The organism is Aquimarina aggregata, from assembly GCF_001632745.1.
Lineage (GTDB): Bacteria > Bacteroidota > Bacteroidia > Flavobacteriales > Flavobacteriaceae > Aquimarina > Aquimarina aggregata.
Window position 1 is genome coordinate 754,718 of the sequence record NZ_LQRT01000002.1, and the last position, 25,604, is coordinate 780,321.

Sequence of the window (25,604 nt, forward strand, 5' to 3'; positions counted from 1 at the left end):
CATTTAGACTTAGGTATTAAAGTTATTCATGGTCCAGTACTTATAATTTATACTAAAATCAAGAATACTTCTATTGTAAAAGAACAATATCTAAATCAATTTAAAAATCATTTTTACTACTATTTATCAAGAAAAATCAACGAAAACGTTTGAATTAAAATAAATTAACAATGAGTTAATTTTCTATTATAAAATATCTAATTTACACAATTGCAGTATTGCTTTGATTTGATCTTAAAAATTATAACTCCCAAAGAAGGAATCACGATTTTTGTTTAATTTAAATAGTCAGTTCAATGTTTATTTTCTAAAATTATATTAGTAATCTTCGAAATAACACTACATCATAGTACTTTACAACATTTTGGTAAGCAATTCTGTAACTTGTTCTGGATCTTTAACCTGATACATGGCTTTGGTTTTAGCAAACCCTACTTTAATAGTATAAGCCCATTCTGGGGCTTCTTCAAACATGTACTCATCAGTCCAATCATCACCAATTACGGTCATAAAATCATAATCCTCTTGTATTATCAAGCGACTCATAGCTCTACCTTTGTTAACATTACTACTTTTTATTTCAATGACCTTATTACCTTTTAAAACCATTAAATCATTATTCTCAACCATACTGGTCAGGACTGTATTTAACTCTATAGTACGAATTTTAACAAGTTCTGGATCTGCCATTCTATAGTGCCATGCCAGCGAATAATTTTTGGTTTCTATGAAAGTTCCAGGCGTTCTATCCACAAATGTTTCCAAAATCGGTCTGATACTTTCCATCCAGTCTGTCTTAATGCGTTCCAGCATTATCCATTCATTGTTTTGATATATCCAGACCCCATGATCGGTGACTAAGTCATAATTTTTATGACCAAACCACTTTTTAAAGGTTTCTTTATCTCTTCCACTAATTAGTACTACTGTTGTATTTTCTTGTTCTTGAATTTTATCCAAAAGATTATAAAGATTAGCATCTGGTTTTGCATCTTGAGGATCGTCTTTAAAACCTACTAGAGTACCATCATAATCCAAAAGCAATAATTTTTTTTTCTTTTGATGATAATCACTCAATAATTTTTTCTCATAATCCCCAGTTAACTTTTTAGCTATAATTGCTCCTTTAAGTTGTTTTGTGGTTTCCAAAGATGCTAAAAACTCTTTTGCCCATTTCTCGACATTGTAACGCTTTAAACGTTTTTGTAAAAACTTCATACGTTTTTGTTGCTCATCTAATGGCATACACAAGGCCCTTTTTAGATTATCAGCAAAGTCTTCAAAACTGTTTGGATTGATGAGTAACGCTTCATTCATTTCTTTAGATGCACCCGCCATTTCACTTAAAATCAACACTCCATCACTTTTAGTTCTTGTAGCAACATACTCTTTGGCTACGAGATTCATTCCATCTCTTATAGGTGTAATAAGAGCCACATCTGATGATATATATAAATCTATAAGATCGTCGAAAGATAAAGCTCTATAAAAATACCAGATTGGTGTCCAACTTACGGTTGCAAATTTACCGTTAATGCGACCTACCAATTCATCGGTTTCTCTTTTTAACTTTTGATATTGTGGAACATTAGAACGTGATGGTACAGCCAACATAACCAATCTTGCCTTTTCTTTATATTCGGGAAATTTATCTAAAAAATATTCAAAAGCTTTTATTCTATTCGGAATACCTTTGGTATAATCCATTCGATCAATCGATAAAATTAGCTTTTTGTCCTCTGATGTATGTTCCTGCAGTCTTTGATAAAATTCTCGGTTTTCTTGAGGCGTACTACTATGTTCAAGAGCAGCATTGTAGAACTTGTCATAATCGATGCCCATAGGAAAAGAATCTACCATAATGAGTCTATCTTGATAACTTATTTGATTGAAATTAACCTCTAATCTTAAAATTCGCTTAACGGAACTCAAAAAATGTCGTTCATAATCGTAAGTGTGAAAACCTAATAAATCTGCGCCAATCATGCCAGTGAGAATTTCTTTACGCCAAGGAAATGTTCTGAAAATCTCATATGATGGAAAAGGAATATGTAAAAAGAAACCTATGGTAGTATTTGGTTTTTTATCCTTAATAAGTTGAGGCAACAATAATAATTGATAATCATGTACCCAAACAGTATCTCCGTCTTCAATATTTTCTAATATAACTTCTGCAAATTTTTGATTTACACGTTTGTAAGCTTCCCACTCTTGCTCTTTAAATTCTGTATATTCCATAAAATAATGAAATAATGGCCATAATGCTTTATTACTAAAGCCTTCATAATATTCTTCAATATCTTTTATAGATAAGGGTACAGAAACACATTTCTCTTTTTGTATTTCTTGAGCAACCTCTTTAGAAAGGGCTGAATCTAGTTCTTCTTCCGGAATTCCAGACCAACCAATCCAAATTCCATTTCCTTCGGCATGAACAGACTTCATTCCGGTTGCTAAACCTCCTACACTTGGAATTATTTTTAATGAATTATTCTTTATAGATACTTGTAACGGTAAGCGATTAGAAACAATTATTGTTTTATTCATATAGATAATTTGGTTGAACGGGTATGATTTTGTTAATTTAAATAAAAATTCGTGAGTTATCCCTTAAAAAGAAAATAGTTTGATGAATAATTTAGATTATGGAATAATAGGTAATTGTAGGAGTGCTGCTTTGGTTTCTAAACAAGGTTCAATAGACTGGTGTTGTTTACCTCAATTTGATTCCCCAACAGTATTTGGTAAGCTGCTTGACAAAGAGATTGGAGGTTCTTTTGGATTTGTCGTAGATGATAGTTATACCATTAAACAAAGTTATATTGAAAACACTGTGATTTTGGTAACTACTTTTAGTAATGGTCTTGATATTTTTGAGGTTAGGGATTTTATGCCTAGATATTATAAAGAAAACGGAAGTTACCATTCTCCCCCTGAATTTATTAGATACATCAAACATGTTGCTGGAAAACCAAGCTTAAAAGTTATTTATGACCCTAAATTAGAATATGCAAAAGGGGAAACATCTACTTATATTAAAAATGATTTTGTAGTGAGTCTAACTAGTAATGAAGCTTTTGACTCCCTATTTTTATATACAGATTTTGACAAAGACGCAATTGTTAAAGGACATGATTTGACCATAACTTCGGATCATTTTTTTCAGGTAGCCTATAATGAGAAATTATTTACCCCTAATCTAAAAAAAGCAATACTAGAATACGAGCGTACCAAGATATATTGGTTGAATTGGATGGAGCGTACACCTAGTTATAAGCGCTATAATAACTATATAGCCCGAAGTGCAATGACTTTAAAATTGTTGAGTTACGACAGATCGGGTGCAATTTTGGCAGCAGTTACTACTTCTTTACCTGAAACTATAGGAGAAGTTAGGAACTGGGATTATCGTTTTTGTTGGATTCGTGATGCTTCTATGGTAGTTAAAGTAATTTCTCAACTAGGACACAAGAATATTGCAAAACGATACCTAGAATTTATCATCAATTTGATAACAGATAAAGATGAGAAACTTCAGATTATGTATGGAATTAATGGAGAGAAGGAATTGACTGAAGAATCCTTAGATCATTTGTCTGGATATGAAAATTCTAGTCCTGTACGAATTGGAAATGCTGCGTATAAACAAAAACAGAATGATATTTATGGGATTCTTATGGATGTAATTCATCAGTTATTATTAAATTTTAATAATGATATTGAAAATGGTGAAGAACTGTGGGGTATTACCAAGGGTATTGTTTGGGTTGTGAGTAAACATTGGCAAGAACCAGACAAAGGTATTTGGGAATTTAGATCTGAAGATCAGCATTTTACCTTTTCTAAAGTACTATGCTGGACTGCTGTCGACAAAGCCATTAAAGTAGCTAAAATGTTGGGCAAAACCTCAAAATTAGCTCGTTGGCAATTACTAGAAGAAGCTATACGTCAAGATATTATGGAACACGCGTGGAGCGATTCTGCACAAGCATTTACACAAGCGTATGGTGTTGATGATCTAGATGCTTCTGTATTGTTGATGGAATCTTATGGTTTTATAGATGCTAAACACCCAAAATATGTAAGTACTGTAAAAGCTATTGAACGTGAACTATCTAACGATGGTTTGTTGTATCGCTATAAAAACAAAGATGATTTTGGTTTGCCATCATCCTCTTTTACTATTTGTACCTTTTGGTTTATTAATAGTTTATATAAAATTGGCGAAGAGCAAAAAGCTATAAAACAATTTGATAAGTTGTTATCCTATAGCAATCATCTTGGTCTCTTTAGCGAGGATTTAGACTTTAAAACAAAACGTTTGTTAGGTAATTTTCCACAAGCTTATTCGCACTTGGCATTGATAGAAACTGCGATTAATCTATCAAAAATTACTGAAGAGGAAAAAATTAGAGATATTTTGTCCTAAATATCTATAGGCTGTTTTTTCAACATTTTCTTGAAGCTATTTATAATAAATTAGTCATTATTAATTTCATAATAATGACTAATTCATGTATTGATCTTTACTTACTTTGTTTTTAATGTAAACACCAAAGTACCTAATGGGGGAACAATAATTTCTACAGATTTCGAACGGCCATTCCAATTCTTATTTTCTATCTTCAATTCTTTCTGGGTCGTTAAACCACTACCCTCATACTTTTTATCATCACTATTAAATATTTCCGACAGGACTCCACCATGCGGCAATCCTAAACGATAAGGAGATCTTGGTACTGGTGTAAAATTGCAAATTACAATCAATGACTCTTCTTCTTCGTTTCCTTTCCGTATGTAGCTTATTACCGAATTTTCATAATCATCATAGCTTATCCATTCAAAACCTTCGTGATCAAATTGTCGCAGATATAATGCCGCATAATTTTTATATAAAATGTTAAGGTCAATAATCAAATTTTGTACTCCTTTATGATAATCATACTGCAGTAAGTGCCAATCCAAACTGCCAAGGAAATTCCATTCATTATTTTGACCAAATTCAGCACCCATAAATAATAAATTGGTACCTGGATGTGTAAACATATAACTGTAGAGCAATCTTAAATTAGCAAAACGTTGCCATTCATCACCAGGCATTCTTGACATAATACTTCCTTTACCATGCACAACTTCATCATGTGATAATGGTAGCATAAAATTTTCGGTAAAGGCATACGTCATGCTAAAAGTAAGATCATTTTGATGATGTCTACGATAAATAGGTTCTTTGGCTACATATTGTAATGTGTCATGCATCCATCCCATCATCCACTTCATTCCAAAACCTAAACCGCCTAAATGTACTGGTTTTGATATCATTGGAAAAGAGGTGGATTCTTCGGCAATAGTTTGCACATCTGGAAAACTGGCATATACTTCTGTATTTAATTCTTTCATAAAAGCAATAGCATCAAGATTTTCTCTTCCTCCAAATTCATTTGGTTCCCACCCTCCTTCTTCTCTGGAATAATCTAAGAAAAGCATTGAAGCCACCGCATCTACACGTAATCCATCTGCATGGTACTGCTCTAACCAGAATATTGCATTACTAATCAAAAAGCTCTTTACCTCATTGCGACCATAATTGAATATCAGACTGTTCCAATCTGGATGAAATCCTTTACGTCTATCGGGATGTTCATAAAGGTGTGAACCATCAAAAAACCCTAACCCATGAGCATCTTCAGGAAAATGAGATGGTACCCAATCTAGAATAACACCAATATTGTTTTGATGTAATGTATCCACTAATACTTTAAATTCTTCGGGATATCCAAATCGTGATGTTGGAGCAAAATACCCTGTAAGTTGATACCCCCATGAAGGATCATAAGGATACTCCATAATAGGCATTAATTCTACATGAGTAAACTGCATTTTTTTTATATATGCAACCAATTCATCTGCAAGTTCCAAATAGGAAAGCGATCGATTCTCATCTATCTTTTTTTTCCAAGAACCTAAATGCACTTCGTATACAGAAAAAGGGGCATCAATTGCATTGTGCTGCTTGCGCTTATCCATCCATTCATCATCTTTCCAATGATAGTTGTCTTCCCAAACCACCGAAGCAGTTTTTGGCGGATGCTCACAACGTCTGGCATATGGATCTGCTTTTTCTGTAACAATATCATTATGATGTGATTGGATTTTATATTTATAAGTGCTTCCCTTTCCAGCACTTGGAATAAAACCTTCCCAAATACCTGAACCATCCCATCGTACATTTAAATTATGTTCGCCTTGGGTCCAATAATTAAAATCTCCAATTACAGAAACGGACTTTGCCGAAGGAGCCCAAACGGCAAAATAAGTACCTTTTATTCCATTTACCGTGATAATATGAGATCCAAATTTTTGGTATAATCGATAATGCTTTCCCGCTTTGAAAAGATTAACATCAAATTCTGAAAATAAACTGTGTGCAACTACATTACTCATCCAAAGATTATTGGTTAATTGTTATTTACTAAGGAGTCATTTAACCTTTTAAAGTTATAACTTAAACCCATCTTTAATTACAGAACGACTTTTAATCACTACGATTCCATCTTTTATTACATAGGATTCTTCTTCTGCGTCTTCTAAATGACTACCTCCATTGATTACTACATCATTACCAATTCTAGCATCTTTGTCAATAATCGTATTATTAATATTACATCGATCACCAACACCTGTATTTGGAATGCCTTTGCTATGATTTTCATCCAAATCACTTAGATCCTCATATGAATTACTTCCTATCATATAAGTATTCTTTACTACCGTATCTTTTCCTATTCTTGATCGAATGCCAATTACAGAATTTTCAATTTCCTTTGCATTAATAATACATCCTTCTGCGATCATCGATTTATTTAGTGTAGTTCCAGATATTTTTGCTGGTGGTAGTATTCTTGGTCTAGTGAGTACCGTACTTCTTTTATTAAATAAATCAAATTGTGGAACGTCATCAGTAAGGCTAAGGTTTGCCTCGAAAAATGCAGACACATTACCAATATCTGTCCAGTATCCTTCATATTGATACGCTAACACTTTATGTTTTTCTATAGAATTTGGTATTATTTCTTTACCAAAATCGATAGTATCTGGATTCGAAAGTATATCAATTAATAATTGTTTATTAAATATATAAATCCCCATTGAAGCTAGATAATGTCGATTTTCTTTTTTCATTTCTTCTCCAACTTCAGACTCCCAACCTGGTAATTTATCTAAACTAGGTTTTTCTGTAAATGAGGATATAAAATTATTGTCATCTGTCTTTAATATGCCAAATTGTGTAGCATCTTTTGGATTTACGGGCAAGGTTGCAATCGATATATCTGCATTTTTACTCATATGTTCTTTAAGCATTTCATCAAAATCCATTTTATACAATTGGTCTCCTGATAATATTAAAGCGTATTCAAACTCATGATTTAAAAGGTGATGCATTGATTGTCTAACGGCGTCTGCGGTACCTTGAAACCAGGTTTTATTGTCTGGGGTTTGTTCTGCAGCCAATATATCAACAAAAGCATCGCTAAAATTACTAAAAACATAGGTGTTCTTAATATGTCTATTTAGAGATGCTGAATTGAACTGTGTAAGTACAAACATTCTTTTAATATCACAATGAATACAGTTAGAAATAGGAATATCAACCAATCGATATTTTCCTGCAATAGAAACTGCAGGTTTGGATCTTTTCTCGGTCAATGGGTATAATCGGCTTCCTTGGCCTCCTCCCAAAATAATTGCTAATACTTTTTTGTTGATCATTTTAGTTGTTTATAAGGGTAATATATAAATTGGTATATTCTTGTGCTGATCGATTCCAGGAATGATCAATTTTCATGATTTGTCTTTGTAATTTCTTATACATTTTTTCGTCCTCATAAAATCCAATAGCTCTTTTTATAGAATAACAAACATCCCAAACCAAGACCTGATCGTGACAGATTCCAAAACCACCTTCTCCTATATCTATAATGGTGTCTTTAAGACCACCAGTTCTTCTAACAATTGGCACCGACCCATAGCGTAAGGCATACATCTGATTGAGTCCACATGGTTCTACTCTTGATGGCATCAGTAAAAAATCCGCTCCAGCATAGACTATATGTGACAATTTCTCGTCATACCCAATATGTGCATGATATCGATCTGGAAATTTTTCTTTTAAAGCCCTTAAACGATTTTCGGTCTCAGGACTACCAGAACCTAGAATAAAAATATTAACGTCTGTAGTATTTAACGATTCTTCGATAATATCTGGTAATAAATCAGCACCTTTTTCTGAAACTAATCTACCTATAAACCCAAAAAGAGGTTTATCTAAGGATAGTCCAAAACTCTCACATATCCATTTCTTATTTGCTTTTCTTCCTGAAATTACAGAACCAACACCATAGTTTTTAATAAGCATAGGATCTGTTTCTGGGTCCCAAGTAACCGTATCAATGCCATTTAAAATACCTATACACTTTTTCTTCTCATCTCTTAATAAACCTTCTAATCCATTTGCACGTTGCTGAAGTTCTTTCATGTATGTTGGAGAAACAGTAGTAACTCTCCAAGAATTTTTTATCCCTGTTGCCAAGGGATTAATTTGATTATCCCAATCTAACAGCCCAATTTTAGAGTGATCAAAATCAGGTAAATAGTTTAATCTATCATAGGGTATTTGACCCTGATACTGTGCATTATGTATCGTAAAAACAGTCGGGATATCTCTTATATAATAGTAGGCGTTAGCATGACTAATCATAAAAGGAATTAAACCTGTATGATGATCATGACAATGAATAACATCTGGGATATATTGTTTATCTTTTATCCAGTCTAAAACTGCTATTTGAAAAGCCACAAAACGCTCTATTTCGTCTTTATGACCATATACTTGTTCTCTATCCAATAACCCCGGAATGTGCACAAGATTAACAGTAAAACCTAAATCAGGGGATACAAGATTATGAATTGTATACCGATGTTCATCATTACCTACTACTATTGTGCCAGAATATACTTCTTGTAAAGTAGCATCCTTTGTAAATTGATTATCATGAAACGGTGTAATAACGAGTACATCATTTCCTAGGTCTTTTTGATATTTTGGTAAAGCACCTACTACATCGGCAAGTCCTCCAACTTTTGCTATGGGGTAACACTCAATACTTATGTGAAGAATATTCATTAAAAAGGGGGTGTACTATTATGCGATTATTATCTGAATTTTAAAATCACATAAAGCTATAAAAAAGCTCCTAGAAACAACCTCTTATTCTCCTAAAAAGAAGGGTATTTAATAAAAATTTAATAAAAATATTACACAAAAAATTTGCTTTTTGCATAAATCACGAAATATTGCTAAAATTAAATAAATCACATTATGCCTTGTTAAGAGAACGTAATGCTTTCTTTATGATATATTTAGTTTCTTTTGTAGCTGATTGTTTTTCCCAATCATTGCAAATCTGTTGCACCCATTCTGGTCTGGTTTTACTAGCGTCGTTTAACCAATTTCCAACAGAGTCTCTTACATATTTAGATGAATCGGATTGAAGAGCAGTTAAAAGTGGGAGTCCCTTTTCTGGGTTTTCTTTCAAATCATCTATTTTTTTTGTCCACACGCCAATTGGTCTTATGACCTCTATAGCGTATCGTCGAATATTATCATCTTTACTTGAAACCCAAGTAAGTAAAAAATTAAGTGCTTTATCTAAATTATCAATAATAAGGTCTTTTGTAGCAAAAATTGCAACTTCTCTAACTCCAAAATGTGAATCACCAGCGTATTGCTCTATTACCCTTAATCTATTTATAATTTCTGTTTCTTGCATTGCAGCCCAATATGTTGCCCAACATCTAGGCACATCAGAAATATGATTCGAAAGATACTCAAATATAGACTGATCAGTAGATAATTGCATAAACGTAAGTCCAATTATTTTGGTATTTGTATTTGCTGTAGGTTTTTTTTGTGCCGAAATAGCTTCATAAAAGCTATCATACCAATGACTCTTATCTAAATCTTTTAAAATCAATTTTACTAATTTTAATTGATCAACAGCTAACCATTCGATTAGATTTGCAGTTTCTATTTTTCCTTGATTAAGATAATCAATGACCTCTTGATCAAGATTATTAAAACTACGAGCTCCTTTTCTATTTTGGATATGTTCGGGAATCATAAGTGATTTATTATTGCAAATATTGGCGTATCAAATGTAGTTAAATCATAGGGAACACCATATACTATGAATTTTACAAATTGCAACACTCTCTCCTAATTACAGAGAGAGTGTGTGTTAGTTTAAGTGTACCTTTATTCTTCAAATTGATTAAAGGCATCAAAATGATACATTTGGATTGATTCTGGCTTTATAATATTAAATACTGCAGCAGCATCTTGGTTTTTGGTTAGATCCTCTGCTGCTGCTTTAGCAGATTTCATATCATTCCAATATACAATATCTACATATTTACCATCTCCATTACTTGCTGTTGTTCGTTCTACAAATCCATGATACAATTTCACAATATCATTTAATGAGGCTAATGCTGTTTTTACATCCTCTTTTGAATACCCTGGATAGGCTTCAAATAATACGACTTCTACTACTTTTGGTGTTGTTTTCATTGACGAATTGTTTTGATCAGGTTTTGTGGTACAATTAAATAATAAGTTTACCATGATTACTAAAATTAACTTGTTCATGAGTATTGATTTTAACATAGCTAACTATGTTTTCATCAAAACTAAAACCTGTCTATGACAACCTTATGTCAGTAGTATTTTTTATTGAGAAGAAGATGATGAATTATACATTTCTGTCCATCTTTTATAGTAATCCTCTAATGTAAATGCTTGTGGCGGAAAAAATTCTTGAGTTTCAATAAGATTAATAATACGATCGGTTCTAAATTCGCGGTAATCTTTTCTTAATCTACAATACGCGATCATTACCCATACGTTATTAGTAAAATATGCTCCGAGTGGTTCTACTCTTCTTTTGGTAAATTGTTTAGATGCCGCAGTATATTGAATTTCTAAAACTCTAAAATCAGTTATTGCTTGCTGTATTACAGATAGGGTATTACTAGGGTTATCTTTGGTTCTAGTATAGGTAAAAATTCTTTGCTCGAGAATTTCTAGTTTTTCTTTTTGCGTAGTTTTAAGTACAGCAATAACCTTATCAATCGCTTCTTTGTATTCGTTTATTAAGGATTGATCGTTATTTGTATTAATAATTTTAGCTGCCGTTAATAAGGCGTTGGCTTCTTTCTCTGTAAACATAACCGGGGGTAAGGAATATCCGTCAACAAGAAAATATCCTGTTCCCGCCTCTGCACCTATTGGTACGCCAGCATCAGTTAATGCTTGCATATCCCGATAAATAGTTCGTAAACTAACCTCAAACTTATCTGCGAGTTCTGCTGCTTGAACCACTTTTTTTGATTGTAACTTCACCAATATAGCAGTTAATCGATGTAAACGCTTCATTACTTACTCTATTTCATTTTCGTCTGGTGAGCTTTTAGTTTCATCAAGTTCACTAAGATCTGTTGCATTATTAATAAAATACTCGGTCTCTTCGTTTGTATCCTCTTTAGATTCAATACTTTCTAAATCTTCTGGTGGATTTAATTTCTTATCTCTAATCATACCTCCTGTCATAATTAGACTCGTTCCTATGATAACAAACAATAGTATTCCTGGTTCAAAACCTTCTACCATTGCTTCTGCAGGTATTGCATAAAATAATAACACTGTAATTAACCCTCTAGGTGCTATAAATACCTGTGGCGAAATATCTTTACCTAAAAAAAGACGAAGTAAACCATAACGAATAGCATAAATAGAAATTAATATTAAAAGACTAATTAAAGTCACTTTTAAACTTAACAGCGATGATAAAACAATTGTAATTCCAAAAATAACAAAGAACAACGTACGAACAACAAAAGCTGTTTCTGCAGTAATTACATGTAACTCATGATAAATAGATTTAGCCTTTTCAAAATCCAAATATTGTCTTAGTTGTCCTTGAAAAAACAATTTCATATTTGCAATCACTAAACCAAAGATTAAAATTATGATTAAAGATGATAAATGCATTTTCTTTCCTAGGGCATAAAGTAATAACAGTACTGCTATTAATAGAAATAACTTTACCTGGCTTTTAATTTTTTGGAATATTAAAATAATAGCATAACTAGCGATCAATGAAATCACTATTGTTAGAATAAGGTTTAAAAAAAAGCCTCCTACCCCTGCATCCTCTGCAGGATTTAACCTTCCGGTTAAAAAATAAAAGAGCATAATTCCTAAAATATCTGAGAACGTACTTTCATAAATATGAAACTCCTTTTTAGCTTCTTTAAGACCTGATACACTAGGTATAATAATTGCGCTAGATAATATGGATAATGGTGTTGCATACAACCAGGCAGATTGCATACTCATGTCTTTTACTAAAGCCTTTAGAATTACCGCTGCAATAAAGGTCGATGCAACTAGCCCTATCAATGCTATTGCTAAAGACTTAAGAATTGGCATCAATTTATCACTTTTAAGCTCTAGCTCTAGTGCCGCTTCTAATACAATCATAATCAAACCAACAATACCTAATACTTCGAGCATAGGCGTAAAAAAGGTTGTCTCACCACCAAACGCTTTAAGAATATACTGTACAACTATTCCTAATATAATTAACAACAATACAGCGGGTACATTGGTTTTTTTGGCAACACCATTAAATATAAAAGATAATATTATAGTTAATGAAATCCCAATGATTACATTATAAGAAGAAAAAATTTCCATGAGTAGGTTTAAGGTTGATTATGTTATTTGATATAGATCTTTTAACGATTGAAAAGATAGTAAATTATTTTAACCTTAAAAATATAGCTATGCGGTATTATTCAACAACAATCAAAGGGCAAACAAAAAATTAAGACTTAAAAAATAAAATAACAATATGAAAAAAAGCTAAAGAACTAACTTATAATGAACTGATTAAAACCTTACACTAAGATTAAAAAATAACACTTTTTTAACGTGTTACGGTGACTTTTATCACCAAAAAGAGATGCTGTTCTTCTATAACTTTGTTTTTATAAGATTAAAAAAAAATATTATGAAAAACTTTTACTCAAATTTTAGATTAGATCTAACAACAGTTATGAAATTTTTAAAAACTCTTCCAGCTTCGTCTGCATATGCAATACAGCGATAAAAAGTTTTACAAATGAATGACATAATTAGTGATTCCAAATTATTAATTTGGAAAGTAAAAATTTAAAAAGCGAAATACTACTTAGTAATTTCGCTTTTTATTTTCTTCGAAAATCTATTAGAAATGTTTGACTACTTTCAAGTTTCATCTTCAAAATTTCACCTTAATAAATATTTAACGTAATCTCACTCAAAAAACTATACTTTTAATAGCCGTATTAAAAAACTAATAATGTCTAATCAAGGTTTAATTATAGAAGAAAGAAGTCGTGACATAGGTGACTTTTTAGTAGGTAGATTGATTCCCTTTAGAAAGAAAAGAATGGTAGGTCCCTTTATATTTATTGATCATATGGGGCCAACAACTATAAAAAAAGGGCATTACATGGATGTAGATCAGCATCCACATATTGGACTGTCTACATTAACATATATGCTTGATGGCGAACTAATGCATAAAGATAGTATTGGTACACATCAACGTATTTCTCCAGGATCTGTAAATTGGATGGTAGCCGGTAAAGGTGTTACTCATACAGAACGTACACCAAATGATCTAAGGGATGGTTCTGAATTCATCGCCCATGGGTATCAAATATGGGTAGCCTTGCCAAAAGAACTAGAAGATATAGCTCCAGAGTTTCATCATATCAATGCTTCGGATTTACCTAGTTGGAAAGATAAAGAAACTACGTTTCGTTTAATTGCGGGCACAGGTTATGGTAAAACCTCTCCTCTACCTGTTCATTCGGAATTATTTATGATTGAAATCAAATCTAAAACAGCCTACGAATTAGAAATCAAGGGTCAGTTGCGAGGTGAGATAGGCATCTGTATAGTAAAAGGCGCTATTGTTGCTTGTAATGATCGTATTGAAAAGGGAAACATGTTAGTATCTAAAACAGAAGATAGTTGTGCGATAACTTTAGAACCTAATACACATATTCTATTGTTTGGAGGCATACCATTTCCTGAAGAACGGCACATCTACTGGAATTTTGTTTCAACGAGCAAAGACAAAATAGAAACAGCCAAACAACGCTGGAAAAATCACGAATTTCCGATAGTTAAAGGAGATGATACTTATGTACCTTTACCAGAAATAGGTTTTTAAACCAATTCTCTACGTAATTCGTTTAGTGAGATTGTACTGTTTATTAATCTAGTCACCACTTCTTCTCTAAACTCTTCAAGATCTTCATAATCATAATATTTTGCCCATTTATGATTTTCCAAAAGGTTTTTTATTTGTTTGATAAGCTTACGGGTAGCATCTGCAGAGCGCAATACAGCTATATTATCATATGCCGGATTATCCTTATGCATATAACTTACTTTCTTTGTCTCAAAATCTACAGAAATATAGTAAGCATCGATATCCGGGTCTAAGTTTTCTCTAAAATCTGCCCAATCTGCATACCCAAGTCTTAGATCATCAATCTCTGCAGGAAAATCTGAAACTAAACGCCATTGGCATTTTGCTGCTCTTCCCCAATGGTTAGACATTCTATAGACACCATGTTTTGTATAATAATAGGTGCTCCCTGATTCACTTCGGTAATTAGGTTTTCTTTTTCTAATTTCCCATAATGGCGCACCTTTAAACACACAATATGTCTTATTAAAAAAGTTATAGCGCGTATATACCTTAACAGTTTCCTTTTCTTGATGTTCCAATGTCTTGTATTTTTTTCCCGCTGGCAAAGAAATCACAATTTATTGAAAAAGTAAAAACAAGTTTTTAACATTGTATTATGAAGAGCGTTTTTAAATCAAATATGATTCAACTTACACATAGTATTTAAATAGTCTTTTATACCTTCTCATAATTTAAAATAAACAAATATGAGGAAATTCCTACACAACCATTTAAAAGGAATCAAGCAGTAATATAACAATTAATTTTGATCCTCTTATTTATTAAGGTCAAAGCGATACGTTGCCCCAATTCTTACAAAAAGGTTTCCTGTCATTTCTGGATTAAGTTGATTACGATCATCTCCAAACTCAAATGCCGAAACACGAATAGGCAATGTATCATTTTCCTGAAAAACTTCATATGAAGCTGTTGAATATCCTCCTTGTAATTGTACCAATATGCTATTATCTAAAAAACTATGTTGTACATAAGGCCCCAGCTCTATATTTGACATTTGCGCATATAACCTTGGTGCATTATCTTGACGTTCTAAACTAAATGATCGCACAAAGGCTTGAAACCCTAAACCAATAGCTACAGCGTCATTAAAACGATGATTAACATCGGCATTAATTGGTAAGCTAGCCGAAACCTCCCATTTTTTATTTTCGCTTAAATGATAAAGGCCTAAAATCGGTGTTAAAAAAGTACCAAAGCCTTCACTACTGGCATATGCACCAATACGGTATTGCATGTGGTCATTTTTTTGATATTTTAAAAGTGCCAATCCACCAAAAAATAGATGATCACCATCTGTATGTAAATCCTGACTAGCAATTTTAGGTAAAAACACATAAGTCCCTGTCCATTTATCACTATGTTTAATATTAAACCCTGCTTTAAGCGTTATATTTTTTAAACTTGTTGATGCTGCATTTGGTAATAAATCTAAGGTATGTTGGGTGTAATCGACTCCTGTGACAATTACTAATTTATCATTAATTTTTATAGGATAGGTTACATTTATATCTAGTAAAGACACATTAGTCTCTTCATCACTATTATCAAAAGAAGCATTAAGAATAGAGCCGTAATTAACTTTTACAAGATCTATATAATCCTGGGCTACCAATAGTTGAGAAAAAAATAAAGCAATGAAAATTGTACACAATCTGTTTATCATACAAGGTTTTATAAATTTATAGTTTGTTTTATATCAGCAAGTATACAATTATTCTTTTATACTTTACAATACTGTTTTTCTAAATATAAAACGCCCCAGCAGTATGCAAAGGGCGTCTTTTAAATAAAATCTAATTAACAACACACTATTTTATTGCGATTTGATGATTTGTTTCACCTTCTGCAGTTTGTATTTTGTATATATAAATTCCTCTAGTAAGATTATATCTAGTCGGGTCTAAAAGTATTTCTTTATTTTCTCCTTTACCTAAGAAACCATCATATATGGTACCTACGGTACTACCCTGAATATTATAGAGTACTACTTTTGCAGGACCACTCTTTTCTGAAGAAAATATCAAACGAGAAGTTTCTATCCTCTTTTGAGGATTTGGATAGCTAGAAACTTTAGCTGGGAATTGTTTATCCAGTTTTGCCAACACATTACTTTCTAGGGCATCTATATTTGACGTAAGAACATCTTTTTCTCTAAAAAATGATGGAAAAAAACTAAAAGCAAAAGCACTATTTACATCTGTAAGATCCACGCCTTCTACTTCGAATAATTCCCTAAGGCTATACGTATCCTGAGAAAAATCTACATCTACCGTACTAGGATCACCAAAAGCTGCTCCAGCTTCAATACCTACGAGGGACAAAATATTACCTCCTTCATCCATAATAGAAAACACATCATTGGTAACTGTAGTATGAAAATTACCTATATAATGCCCTATTTCGTGTGCGGTAACATTACCAACAACAAGTGATACCAAATCTTCTATTGGTACCCCATCTGCTCTAGGGATATTATTTATAGAAGCTCCTGCATTTGGATTTACATCACTTAAGACATCTAGTAATACTAAAGCTTCATCTGTAAGGCTATAGTTACCTGGATCTATAGAGTTTGCGATTCCTATGGTTCCTATTCCTGATTCTTCAATTGTACCTCCAATAATTACTCTTCCGTAAGGTACTCCCCTAGCTTCAAGAAGTTTAGGGATTCTATCTCCTAATATTGCATTACCATAATCACTTACAATTTCTACATTAAAATTAAAATTAATACCAGATGCTATTAAATCTCTTTGAAGGTTTTCTTTCACCACATCAGTAATATCAGCAGTAATTCGAGTTCTATTTAACCTATTATTTTCTATACCCCAATTTTCAAGAAAATCTCCAAAAGGAGATAAAAAACGTTCTTTATCTAACTCGGGATCACCAACAGAAACACTATCTGGCACATTAAAGAAGTCTCTTTGTTTAAAATCAGATCCTGTAAAATCTAGATAAATGATCTGTTTTTGACCTTTGTTAATTTCTAATCCAGGCCTAGCGGCAACAATTTCGGCAGCATATATACCTATATTACCATTTATAGATATTCTATATGTTCCTGTTTCTGGAGCAATGTATGAAAGTGAAGTTTCTCCATTAAGAGGTAGTGGAGACCCCTCTACTCCTCTGTTTCCGAAACCACTTGTACCGATTGCCTGTTCTCCGTTAGGAAAAAACAATCTAGCAGTTGTATTTGATCGGGCATTAACTGCGATACCAAAAACATCTCCTTTTTTGAGTTGAAAAGAATAAAAATCAGATTCTGTCTGTCCAAAATAATTTGCTTCTACTTCATAATCTCCTTCTAAGCCAATACCTACTCCTCCACCAGAATTAAATGGTGTAACGGTAGCAGGTGTTAATTGGATCAACATATTAAAATCATATAATCCAAAGTAATATAAACCATCTTCAGGAGCTAAAAAGTTTACCGAAGTAACAGGTGTAGGACTTACATCAAAAGTAATAATCTGTCCTGCTGCATTATAAAGCACTGTAACGGGGTTTACTATAGAGCCTTCACTAGCAGATGCTTTAAATTCTATTAGATCTCCAGCCTTTAGATCGACCTCATAAAAATCTGTATCTCCTGATCCTGATCCCGCACTACCATGAGGACCATCTCCAAAGGTAGAAGTAGCAGTAACACTTTTAAACGGCCCATCAAAATCTAACGATGTAGCTACAGGAATAGCACCGTTATCTTCATCAACGGTAGTTATACTTGTTTCTAACTCAGGAATTGTTTGTGTTGTTAAGCCTCCAATTATATTTATTCTATTATTATTTGAAGTACCACTACCAAAGTTAGCTATAGCTTGGGCCGAAGCTTGGGTATCATTTATACTCTGATTATCACCCTCGACCTCATTAATAACAGTCATTCTCAATTTCTTGTTAACGGTACGATCTTTAATCGCTTGAGCTTCATTATAAAAATAATTGCTCCATTCCTTATAACTTCCATTATCCCCAAAATAACTATTAAATGGGTTTACTCCTTTTGGCCAAGTTGTAGTACTTGTTGCAGTGCTTTGTTTAGAAATGGTATTCTTATTTGCGCTTTGATTATAATGTTTAATATAAGCATGTAAATCTTCGGCTGCTTTAGTCATTGCTGGATTTTGTTGTGATAACAATGTGCTTGGCGAAAAAGCGAAACAAACAACTGCTAACACAAGCATTTTGACTTGTGTAATCGTTTTAATTTCCATTAGAATAGGTTTTAAAAAATTAATATATAATTGTCCTACAGGAAACTGATCCTATAGTACCCTTGTTCAAAAGTTGGCGTATTGAACGCAATATATTTTAACTACATCAATGATCTATTTAGATCATACTAAAGGCATTACATAAAACTTAATGCATCAAGAAACATACCGAAGAGATTTTTTAAATGCTAAAAAAAACATAATTCTCTAGACTTAAAATCTACAGGTTTGCCGTATTAAATATACGTAATAAAAGGTGAAATTCCCCCCTTTAAAAAGGGGCTATTTAAATAAAAAACGGGGTATATCCCTCTTCTATTAGTCTTTTAAAGAAAATAATTTTGTTCAAGCATGTTCTACAGGTTTAAAAATACTTAAGAACACCAACTAAATGGCTTACACCTATTTAATAGTATATTAACTCTAAAACTAAAACAAATGGAGAAATTTAGTAATCTAGGGATTATAATACCCATAGTCATTGGGTTTCTTTTTTTGGGTTCTTATGAAAAAACCGATATCAATAAAGAAGACCATTTATTTAAAATAGAACAAAAAGAAGGTTACAAAAGTACAACAAGTGCCAATGATGACCCTTTTCATATAATCGAATCGGAAATTACCAGACCTGTTGTAAAAATGCATTTTGAAAAAGACGTTCCTCAAAAAGAGGCAATGTTACAATTTGATAATGCGGTACATACATATATAACGAACAATGCCTTACAACATCAAAAAGGATTTGGTACAGAATGGGTATATCGCCTCTGGGTAAAAACAGGAACTAAGATCAATAACCAGACAACTGGGTGTAGAGGAGCTTATATTCAATTTACAACTAGTGCTGGCTCTTACAGACCTACATTTAATCAGATGGACGATGCAGGAGATAATTTAGATGGGGGTTATGATGCTTATCTATTTGTTGCTTCTTTTCCTGATAGAGCTATAAAATGGGTCGAAGTCGATAATGGTCGATTATACCTCAAGGGAACAGATGGATGGTTTGTCGAAGAATTTATTTGCCAATTATTATCCAAAGATCAAGCCATTGCTACCACTGGATCTTCTGGTTTTTGGACACATCCTAATGTATGGTTAGATAGTGATAAAAGTACCAATTGGGATAATTTTTACTGTAGTGCCAACGAATCCGGAAGATTAAATTTCTAATTAAAAAAACTATTTGAATTGAGGCTGTTTAAAAAGAATACCCATAACTAAATATCCCACTAAAATGAGTTGAGAATATTGATAGTCATTATATTATCTTTAACTCTACACCAAGTGAGATTTTTCTTTCTAAAGCAGCCTCTTTAGCTTACATAAATTATTTATCCTTTCTATAAGTCTATTTTAGGTTTAAAAATGTAACATTTTTTGTGATTCTACTTCTAATACATATGTATTTAGATAATACACTATGAAAAGAGCAGTAGTCATTGCAATTATAATATACATCATTACTTGGGGGATTGTATTTGTTGTACCTCTTCTATTCGCTTTAGGCACTGATATTTCCTTTAAAGCAGTACTTAAGAACCTTATTGAAGCCTTAGCTTATACTTCTTTCTTAATCAGCATTCATGTACTTTTCATTGTCCTGTGCGTTCTTTTTTTACTTATTCGATATTTCAAGAGACTCTATTATAAAAAAGGAATACACATTATGGGAAAAAGAGTCTTATATAGTGTTATAATTCCGATTTTTGTTATTGTTTGTCTTTACAAAATTATAGTTTATACTAACAGCTCAGAAGATTTTATTTATCAATGGGATCATAGTATCGAAAACACTAATGAACACTCTAAAAACTTATATAAAAATGACGGTAAACATAGAGGAATGAGTGTTTTTGGCTGGAAACCTGATAATACCGAAGCCATTGCCTCATTGGTTAAAAATAATATAGAATGGGTAGCAGTCATACCTTTTATTTCTCAAAAAGATAACAATACCACAAAAATAAGTATGCCAGATAGTATTGGTCAATGGTCTAAAAGAGATTCAACTTTTATCAATACTATTCAACAACTACAAAACAAAGGAATTCATGTGCAATTAAAACCTCACCTTTGGGTAATCGATGGATGGCGATCAGAAATTGACTTTTCATCTGATTCGGATTGGAAAATTTGGTTTGAAAGATATCGTAAAAACATGCTACACTATGCACATATGGCAGAGAAAAGCGGCGCATCACTATTTTGTATTGGTACCGAGTTAAAATCTTCGTTAGAACGGCAACCAAGGCAATGGAAAGCTTTAGTCAAAGAAATAAAAGCTATCTATTCTGGTAAATTGACTTATGCTGCAAATTGGGATGGAGAATATGAGATCATTGACTTTTGGTCAGATCTTGATTATATAGGTATACAGGCTTATTTTCCGTTAACGCAAAAAGTAAATCCTGATTTAGCATCTATAAAAAAAGGGTGGAATACACATATCAAGACACTAGAGAATTTATCTAGAAACCATCAAAGACCTATTCTGTTTACCGAAGTAGGTTATAAAAGTGAAACATCTGCCACAATAAAACCATGGGAATGGGGGTCTTATTTTAGTATACTGTACCAAAAAAAATCTGACCGTACACAACAACTAGCCTATCAAGCCTTATTTGAATCTTTGTGGAATAAAGAATGGTTCGCCGGAACATATATTTGGGAGTGGGATACTCGAACGACAAAAGAAAGCGCACCAAAAAGTCTTAATTTCTCACCTAGATTTAAACCTGCCCAAAACACTATTGCAAAATGGTACAGTAAATAATATATATCAGGACAGTTCTTTTTTAGACAAAGCATCAATAAAACCTTTATCTATCGTAATTTTCGTTGCATCAGCAAGATGACTATAAAAAACTGCCATACCGGACATTGCAATGATTTCAAGGATTTCTGATTTAGAATACCCTAAATCTTTAAGCTTTGTAAAATCTGCTTCACTACTAGATTTAGAGTCTTTTGCAAGTTTCACTGCAAAATCTATGGCTGCTTTGTCTTTAGGATTATCATCTTCTGGTAACGTATACGTATTCACTAAAGCATCTATTTGTTCAGGTACCGCACCCATACTAGAACAAAACACATGATGCGCTGCTTCACAATAGTCACAATGTCTATATGAAGACACAGCTATCATAATCATTTCTTTGACTTTTCGGTCGAGTTCGCCACTTCCTAATATAAATTTCATTGGTGGTACAATACCCTGTAATGCCATCGGTGAGTCTCCCCATACTTGAAAAAAATGTGGAACAAATGGAGCTCCCAGTTCTTCTTTAACAGTTTCAAAAGTCTTTTCTAATTCGGGAGTTGTAATTGGATCATCAATAATTGAACTTATTGTTTTCATTGTATCATATTTTTAAGTTGGTGTTATCAAGTTACTAAATGATCTCGACAATGTCACTATGGATGAAAAAAAAATAAAAGAAATAGATGCAATACTCAAAAGGTTTCTAGTTTATGATACTAGGATAATATTTATATCTTTAATCCGTAATACTATTCTATTTTTAGAACTTAAAGTTATACTCAATCATGAATCGTAAGTTGAAACAATACCTGCAGCTTTTATGGCAATCTGTACTTTTTTGGTCTGTGGTAATGGGGTTATTTTCAATATTTAGATATTATGGTATTGAGGAAGAAGAAGGATTTCAGGTTATAACAGAGTATAGTGGTCTGCAAGGAACTTTACGAGCTTTACTGGGGTTTACTAGTATCGGTACTTTAATAGGTTTTTTGTACGCTACCATAGATTTTGTTTTTGATCGTTTTGCTTCCAATAGAATATCCCTTGTATATGATTTGATAATTAGGACTTTCTTTTACTTTATCACCACTATTGCTGTATTTACAGTTATTATGGATTTGTTTTCTAGTATTTATGACATCAATCTAAATACTGAAGCTGGTTGGTGGAGAGAAAACAAATCATTTTGGGCAACGATATTATATATTGTTTTTGTTTCTTTTATTTTTTCCTTTATCAAAATCGCTACAGAGAAGTTTGGAAAAGGCGTTTTTCTTAAAATGCTTATGGGTAAATACAAGCAGCCACAAGAAGAAAAACGAATTTTTATGTTTTTGGATTTAAAAGACTCTACTACCATTGCAGAAAATCTTGGGCATTTCAAATACAGTCAATTTATACAAGATTGCTTTTATGACCTTAATGAAGTAGTTCCTAAATACGATGCCGAAATTTATCAGTATGTAGGTGATGAAGCGGTTTTAAGTTGGCCTTACAAAAAGGGACTTGCTAACAATAATTGTGTGGATCTATTTTTTGCTTTTCAACAAAAGAAACATAAGAAATCCGAGTATTATCTTGATAAGTATGGTGTTATCCCAGAGTTTAAAGCAGGATTACATGGTGGAGAATTGATGGTTACTGAAGTTGGAGTCATAAAAAAAGAAATTGCTTATCACGGAGACGTGATAAATACTTCTGCGCGTATTCAAGCCGAATGTAACACCTATAAAGTGTTACTCTTAATTTCAGAGAAACTATTACAGGATCTAAAAATAAACACTCATTTAACTTCTAAATTCTTGGGAAGTGTTTTACTTAAAGGAAAGCAAGAGAAAGTGAATATTCACACTATTAACAAGGTTCGTTAATACTTTCAAAAAGAACAAATAGCTATTAAAATTCAATGTTTTACACAATTAAAAACTCTTTTAAAAAATAAAATGTAAATAAAAAAGTAGGGGATTTTTCCGTTTGTTTGTTTTAGGTATAGAAAGCATCTGATAATCATTTGATTCGATGTCAATGTAAATCAATTAAAGCTATACTATTATGAATCGCAAGTTGAAACAATATACACAGCTACTATCGCAATCAGTTCTTTTTTGGTCTGTAGCCATGGGATTATATTCGATATTAAGATACTACGGAATAGATGAAGAAGATCATTTTACTGTTGTTACCTCATATAGTGGCACTCTAGGAATATTATATTCTTTATTAAAATTAACTAGTATCGGTATACTAATCGGTGCTTTATACACTACTATAGACTTTATTTTTGATGCATTTGCCGCCCGAAGAATATCTCTTACCAATGATGTGGTTATTAGAACTTTATTTCATTTCATGACTACAATCTTTGTTTTTACCATGGTAACAGATGTATTCTCGGATTTCAACAACACCAATGTAAACACAGATTCTGGATGGTGGGCACAAAACAAATCATTTTGGACAGCTATTTTATATATTGTAGTAGCTTCATTTGTGTTTTCTTTTATTAAGATGGCAAATGAAAAATTTGGAAAAGGTACATTTCTTAAACTATTACTAGGAAAATATAAAACTCCGCAAGAAGAAAAAAGAATATTTATGTTCTTAGATTTAAAAGACTCTACTGCTATTGCAGAAAACTTAGGACATTATAAATACAGTGAATTTATACAAGATTGTTTTTATGATCTTAATGCTGTAGTACCAAAATTTAATGCTGAGATTTATCAATATGTAGGTGACGAAGTTGTACTGAGCTGGCCCTATAAAAAAGGATTAGCCAATAATAATTGTATTGATTTATTTTTTGCTTTTCAACAGAAAAAACAACGTAAATCAGAGTATTATCAAAATAAATATGGTGTAATTCCAGAATTTAAAGCGGGACTTCATGGAGGTAAGTTAATGGTAACAGAAGTAGGTGTGATTAAGAAAGAAATTGCATACCATGGTGATGTGATTAATACCTCTGCTCGCATACAAGGCGAATGTAACACCTATAAAGTTCCTTTTTTAATATCAGAAAAGATAATGCAGGATCTAAAAGTGAGCGCACATATAACGTCGCAATTTTTAGGTAGTGTTTTACTTAAAGGAAAACAAGAAAAAGTAGGTATTCATGCTATAAATCAAATAGCCTAGATTATTACAATGCATCTAAATATACCCAATACCCCTGCTCTTTTACAAATTTGGAATGTTCCTCGATCATTTGCAAACTACCATTTTCATAATACAATGCTTTAAAATGAACAGTTCCTTCTGTATCATTTGATTTTCCTAAAGTAGTTCTTACCACTTCTAACTTAACCCATTGTACTGATTTGGCCCATCGTACAATTGATTTCTTTTCTTTAGACGAAGGTCTAGTAGAAGAATGATGACTTTGCATAAGATAATCCCCATTAGCCAAAACAAAAGCGCTGTAACGCGAACGCATTAAATTCTCTGCAGTAGTTACTGTTGAAATATCTTGATGTATTGTACCACAACATGAATCATACGAGAAAGACCTACCGCAATAACAATTACTCATTAGAAGCAGTTTTATCTTGTTGTTGATTCATTTTTTGCACTAGTTCTTTTAAGCGAGCTGCCCTAGTCTCTTTTTCTTTTCGTAGCTTATTCTTTTTACGATTCATCAACTTAGCATGTTTGGCTTTGTTCTGCGTATTTTTTTCTTTTCCTTTTTTAGCCATATGCAAATATATCTATTAATAATGCCTAAAAGACATCAGTTGAATTTTTACTTCTTTCATAGATTTTTTGGTCAACATATAATCTTGTCCCATTAAATTAATTTTGCATTGATTGTCTATCTCACAAATTGCTGATATGTGACTTGGATTGATGTAGTGTATCTTTTCATCTTTGTCTATAATTTCCATAAGTTCCATAATAAGTGCTGTTTTAAGGTTTGTATTTGTATACAATTAAGATAAGAAATACTCCTTAAATTTCCTATAAGAATTCATATGTGATTATTCTTCTCCAAATACATATTTACGAATGATCTTTTGGGTAGCCGGTCTTAGCACTTTACCATTTGTTGGATGTTTTCCACCTTTAGTAAAAAACTCAATCTTACCTCCTGTTTTATCATACCAAAATAATGCTTTTCCTTCCTTAAAGAATAGTAATAAATAAAAAACACCCTCCACTACCAGAGTAGTCAAGGGTGTTTCAATGATGATGCCATCAATCACCATCATTGTCAGGGGAATTTTTATTACG

The 25,604-nt window shown here is 32.3% G+C and carries 21 protein-coding genes; 6 read left to right on the forward strand and 15 right to left on the reverse strand.

Annotated features, from left to right (window positions below; genetic code table 11):
- Positions 1–354: 354 nt before the first annotated feature.
- Positions 355–2,547 carry a bifunctional alpha,alpha-trehalose-phosphate synthase (UDP-forming)/trehalose-phosphatase gene (locus AWE51_RS05110; protein ID WP_066310368.1) on the reverse strand — a complete coding sequence of 731 codons (2,193 nt, stop codon included), beginning with the start codon at positions 2,545–2,547 and terminating at the stop codon, positions 355–357.
- Positions 2,548–2,629: 82 nt separating this feature from the next.
- Here AWE51_RS05110 and AWE51_RS05115 point away from each other — a divergent pair, with 82 nt between their 5' ends.
- On the forward strand, positions 2,630–4,429 hold the full coding sequence (locus AWE51_RS05115) for a glycoside hydrolase family 15 protein (RefSeq protein WP_066310373.1): 1,800 nt from the start codon (positions 2,630–2,632) through the stop codon (positions 4,427–4,429).
- A 101-nt stretch (positions 4,430–4,530) separates the two neighbouring features.
- Here the strand turns inward: AWE51_RS05115 and glgB are convergent, their stop codons facing one another.
- From glgB to AWE51_RS05150, 7 genes are all read right to left on the reverse strand, one after another.
- Positions 4,531–6,444: a 1,4-alpha-glucan branching protein GlgB gene (glgB, locus tag AWE51_RS05120; protein ID WP_066310378.1), complete on the reverse strand. Its 1,914-nt coding sequence runs from the start codon at positions 6,442–6,444 to the stop codon at positions 4,531–4,533.
- A 54-nt stretch (positions 6,445–6,498) separates the two neighbouring features.
- Positions 6,499–7,770 (reverse strand): glucose-1-phosphate adenylyltransferase, encoded by a 1,272-nt coding sequence (locus AWE51_RS05125; protein ID WP_066310383.1) that lies wholly within the window; start codon positions 7,768–7,770, stop codon positions 6,499–6,501.
- 1 nt (position 7,771) lies between these two features.
- Positions 7,772–9,184 carry a glycogen synthase gene (locus AWE51_RS05130; RefSeq protein WP_066310385.1) on the reverse strand — a complete coding sequence of 471 codons (1,413 nt, stop codon included), beginning with the start codon at positions 9,182–9,184 and terminating at the stop codon, positions 7,772–7,774.
- A 193-nt stretch (positions 9,185–9,377) separates the two neighbouring features.
- Positions 9,378–10,181 carry a DNA alkylation repair protein gene (locus AWE51_RS05135; protein WP_066310387.1) on the reverse strand — a complete coding sequence of 268 codons (804 nt, stop codon included), beginning with the start codon at positions 10,179–10,181 and terminating at the stop codon, positions 9,378–9,380.
- Between the two features lie 134 nt (positions 10,182–10,315).
- A complete protein-coding gene (locus AWE51_RS05140) occupies positions 10,316–10,708 on the reverse strand; it encodes a hypothetical protein (protein WP_066310388.1) in 393 nt (130 codons plus the stop codon).
- Between the two features lie 81 nt (positions 10,709–10,789).
- Complete coding sequence (locus tag AWE51_RS05145; RefSeq protein ID WP_066310390.1) at positions 10,790–11,494, reverse strand: helix-turn-helix transcriptional regulator; 705 nt, start codon at positions 11,492–11,494, stop codon at positions 10,790–10,792.
- A gap of 3 nt (positions 11,495–11,497) precedes the next feature.
- Positions 11,498–12,817 (reverse strand): cation:proton antiporter domain-containing protein, encoded by a 1,320-nt coding sequence (locus AWE51_RS05150; RefSeq protein ID WP_066310394.1) that lies wholly within the window; start codon positions 12,815–12,817, stop codon positions 11,498–11,500.
- Positions 12,818–13,463: 646 nt separating this feature from the next.
- Between AWE51_RS05150 and AWE51_RS05155 the strand changes: the two genes are divergently transcribed.
- On the forward strand, positions 13,464–14,345 hold the full coding sequence (locus AWE51_RS05155; RefSeq protein WP_066310395.1) for a pirin family protein: 882 nt from the start codon (positions 13,464–13,466) through the stop codon (positions 14,343–14,345).
- On the opposite strand, the gene AWE51_RS05160 is transcribed toward AWE51_RS05155, so the two are convergent.
- The 3 genes from AWE51_RS05160 to AWE51_RS05170 all read right to left on the reverse strand — a co-directional run bounded on the left by AWE51_RS05160 (position 14,342) and on the right by AWE51_RS05170 (position 18,610).
- Positions 14,342–14,908 carry a hypothetical protein gene (locus tag AWE51_RS05160; protein ID WP_066311004.1) on the reverse strand — a complete coding sequence of 189 codons (567 nt, stop codon included), beginning with the start codon at positions 14,906–14,908 and terminating at the stop codon, positions 14,342–14,344. The two genes, AWE51_RS05155 and AWE51_RS05160, sit on opposite strands and share 4 nt — an antisense overlap.
- 236 nt (positions 14,909–15,144) lie before the next feature.
- Entirely contained in the window at positions 15,145–16,053 is a 909-nt protein-coding gene (locus AWE51_RS05165; protein ID WP_066310398.1) for a DUF6268 family outer membrane beta-barrel protein, read from the reverse strand.
- A 145-nt stretch (positions 16,054–16,198) separates the two neighbouring features.
- On the reverse strand, positions 16,199–18,610 hold the full coding sequence (locus tag AWE51_RS05170; RefSeq protein WP_066310401.1) for a T9SS type A sorting domain-containing protein: 2,412 nt from the start codon (positions 18,608–18,610) through the stop codon (positions 16,199–16,201).
- Positions 18,611–19,048: 438 nt separating this feature from the next.
- Here AWE51_RS05170 and AWE51_RS05175 point away from each other — a divergent pair, with 438 nt between their 5' ends.
- Both AWE51_RS05175 and AWE51_RS05180 read left to right on the forward strand, forming a co-directional pair.
- Positions 19,049–19,783, forward strand: a complete 735-nt coding sequence (locus tag AWE51_RS05175) for a hypothetical protein (protein WP_066310404.1) — start codon at positions 19,049–19,051, stop codon at positions 19,781–19,783.
- Between the two features lie 250 nt (positions 19,784–20,033).
- Positions 20,034–21,386 carry a glycoside hydrolase family 113 gene (locus tag AWE51_RS05180; RefSeq protein ID WP_157766019.1) on the forward strand — a complete coding sequence of 451 codons (1,353 nt, stop codon included), beginning with the start codon at positions 20,034–20,036 and terminating at the stop codon, positions 21,384–21,386.
- Positions 21,387–21,392: 6 nt separating this feature from the next.
- Here the strand turns inward: AWE51_RS05180 and AWE51_RS05185 are convergent, their stop codons facing one another.
- Positions 21,393–21,971 carry a carboxymuconolactone decarboxylase family protein gene (locus AWE51_RS05185; protein ID WP_066310408.1) on the reverse strand — a complete coding sequence of 193 codons (579 nt, stop codon included), beginning with the start codon at positions 21,969–21,971 and terminating at the stop codon, positions 21,393–21,395.
- Positions 21,972–22,159: 188 nt separating this feature from the next.
- Between AWE51_RS05185 and AWE51_RS05190 the strand changes: the two genes are divergently transcribed.
- Together AWE51_RS05190 and AWE51_RS05195 are read left to right on the forward strand one after the other, a co-directional pair.
- Positions 22,160–23,245 carry an adenylate/guanylate cyclase domain-containing protein gene (locus AWE51_RS05190; protein ID WP_066310409.1) on the forward strand — a complete coding sequence of 362 codons (1,086 nt, stop codon included), beginning with the start codon at positions 22,160–22,162 and terminating at the stop codon, positions 23,243–23,245.
- A gap of 181 nt (positions 23,246–23,426) precedes the next feature.
- Positions 23,427–24,512: an adenylate/guanylate cyclase domain-containing protein gene (locus AWE51_RS05195; protein ID WP_066310411.1), complete on the forward strand. Its 1,086-nt coding sequence runs from the start codon at positions 23,427–23,429 to the stop codon at positions 24,510–24,512.
- Positions 24,513–24,516: 4 nt separating this feature from the next.
- Here AWE51_RS05195 and AWE51_RS05200 read toward each other — a convergent pair whose 3' ends face one another.
- The 3 genes from AWE51_RS05200 to AWE51_RS05210 all read right to left on the reverse strand — a co-directional run bounded on the left by AWE51_RS05200 (position 24,517) and on the right by AWE51_RS05210 (position 25,582).
- Positions 24,517–24,906: a YchJ family protein gene (locus tag AWE51_RS05200; protein WP_066310413.1), complete on the reverse strand. Its 390-nt coding sequence runs from the start codon at positions 24,904–24,906 to the stop codon at positions 24,517–24,519.
- The gene (locus AWE51_RS26860) at positions 24,899–25,069 is read right to left on the reverse strand and encodes a hypothetical protein (RefSeq protein WP_198403799.1); all 171 of its coding nucleotides are present in this window, start codon (positions 25,067–25,069) and stop codon (positions 24,899–24,901) included. Before AWE51_RS26860 ends, AWE51_RS05200 begins: the two co-directional genes overlap by 8 nt.
- A 282-nt stretch (positions 25,070–25,351) precedes the next feature.
- Positions 25,352–25,582, reverse strand: coding sequence for a hypothetical protein (locus AWE51_RS05210; protein WP_066310423.1), 231 nt, complete (start codon positions 25,580–25,582; stop codon positions 25,352–25,354).
- Between the last annotated feature and the right edge of the window lie 22 nt (positions 25,583–25,604).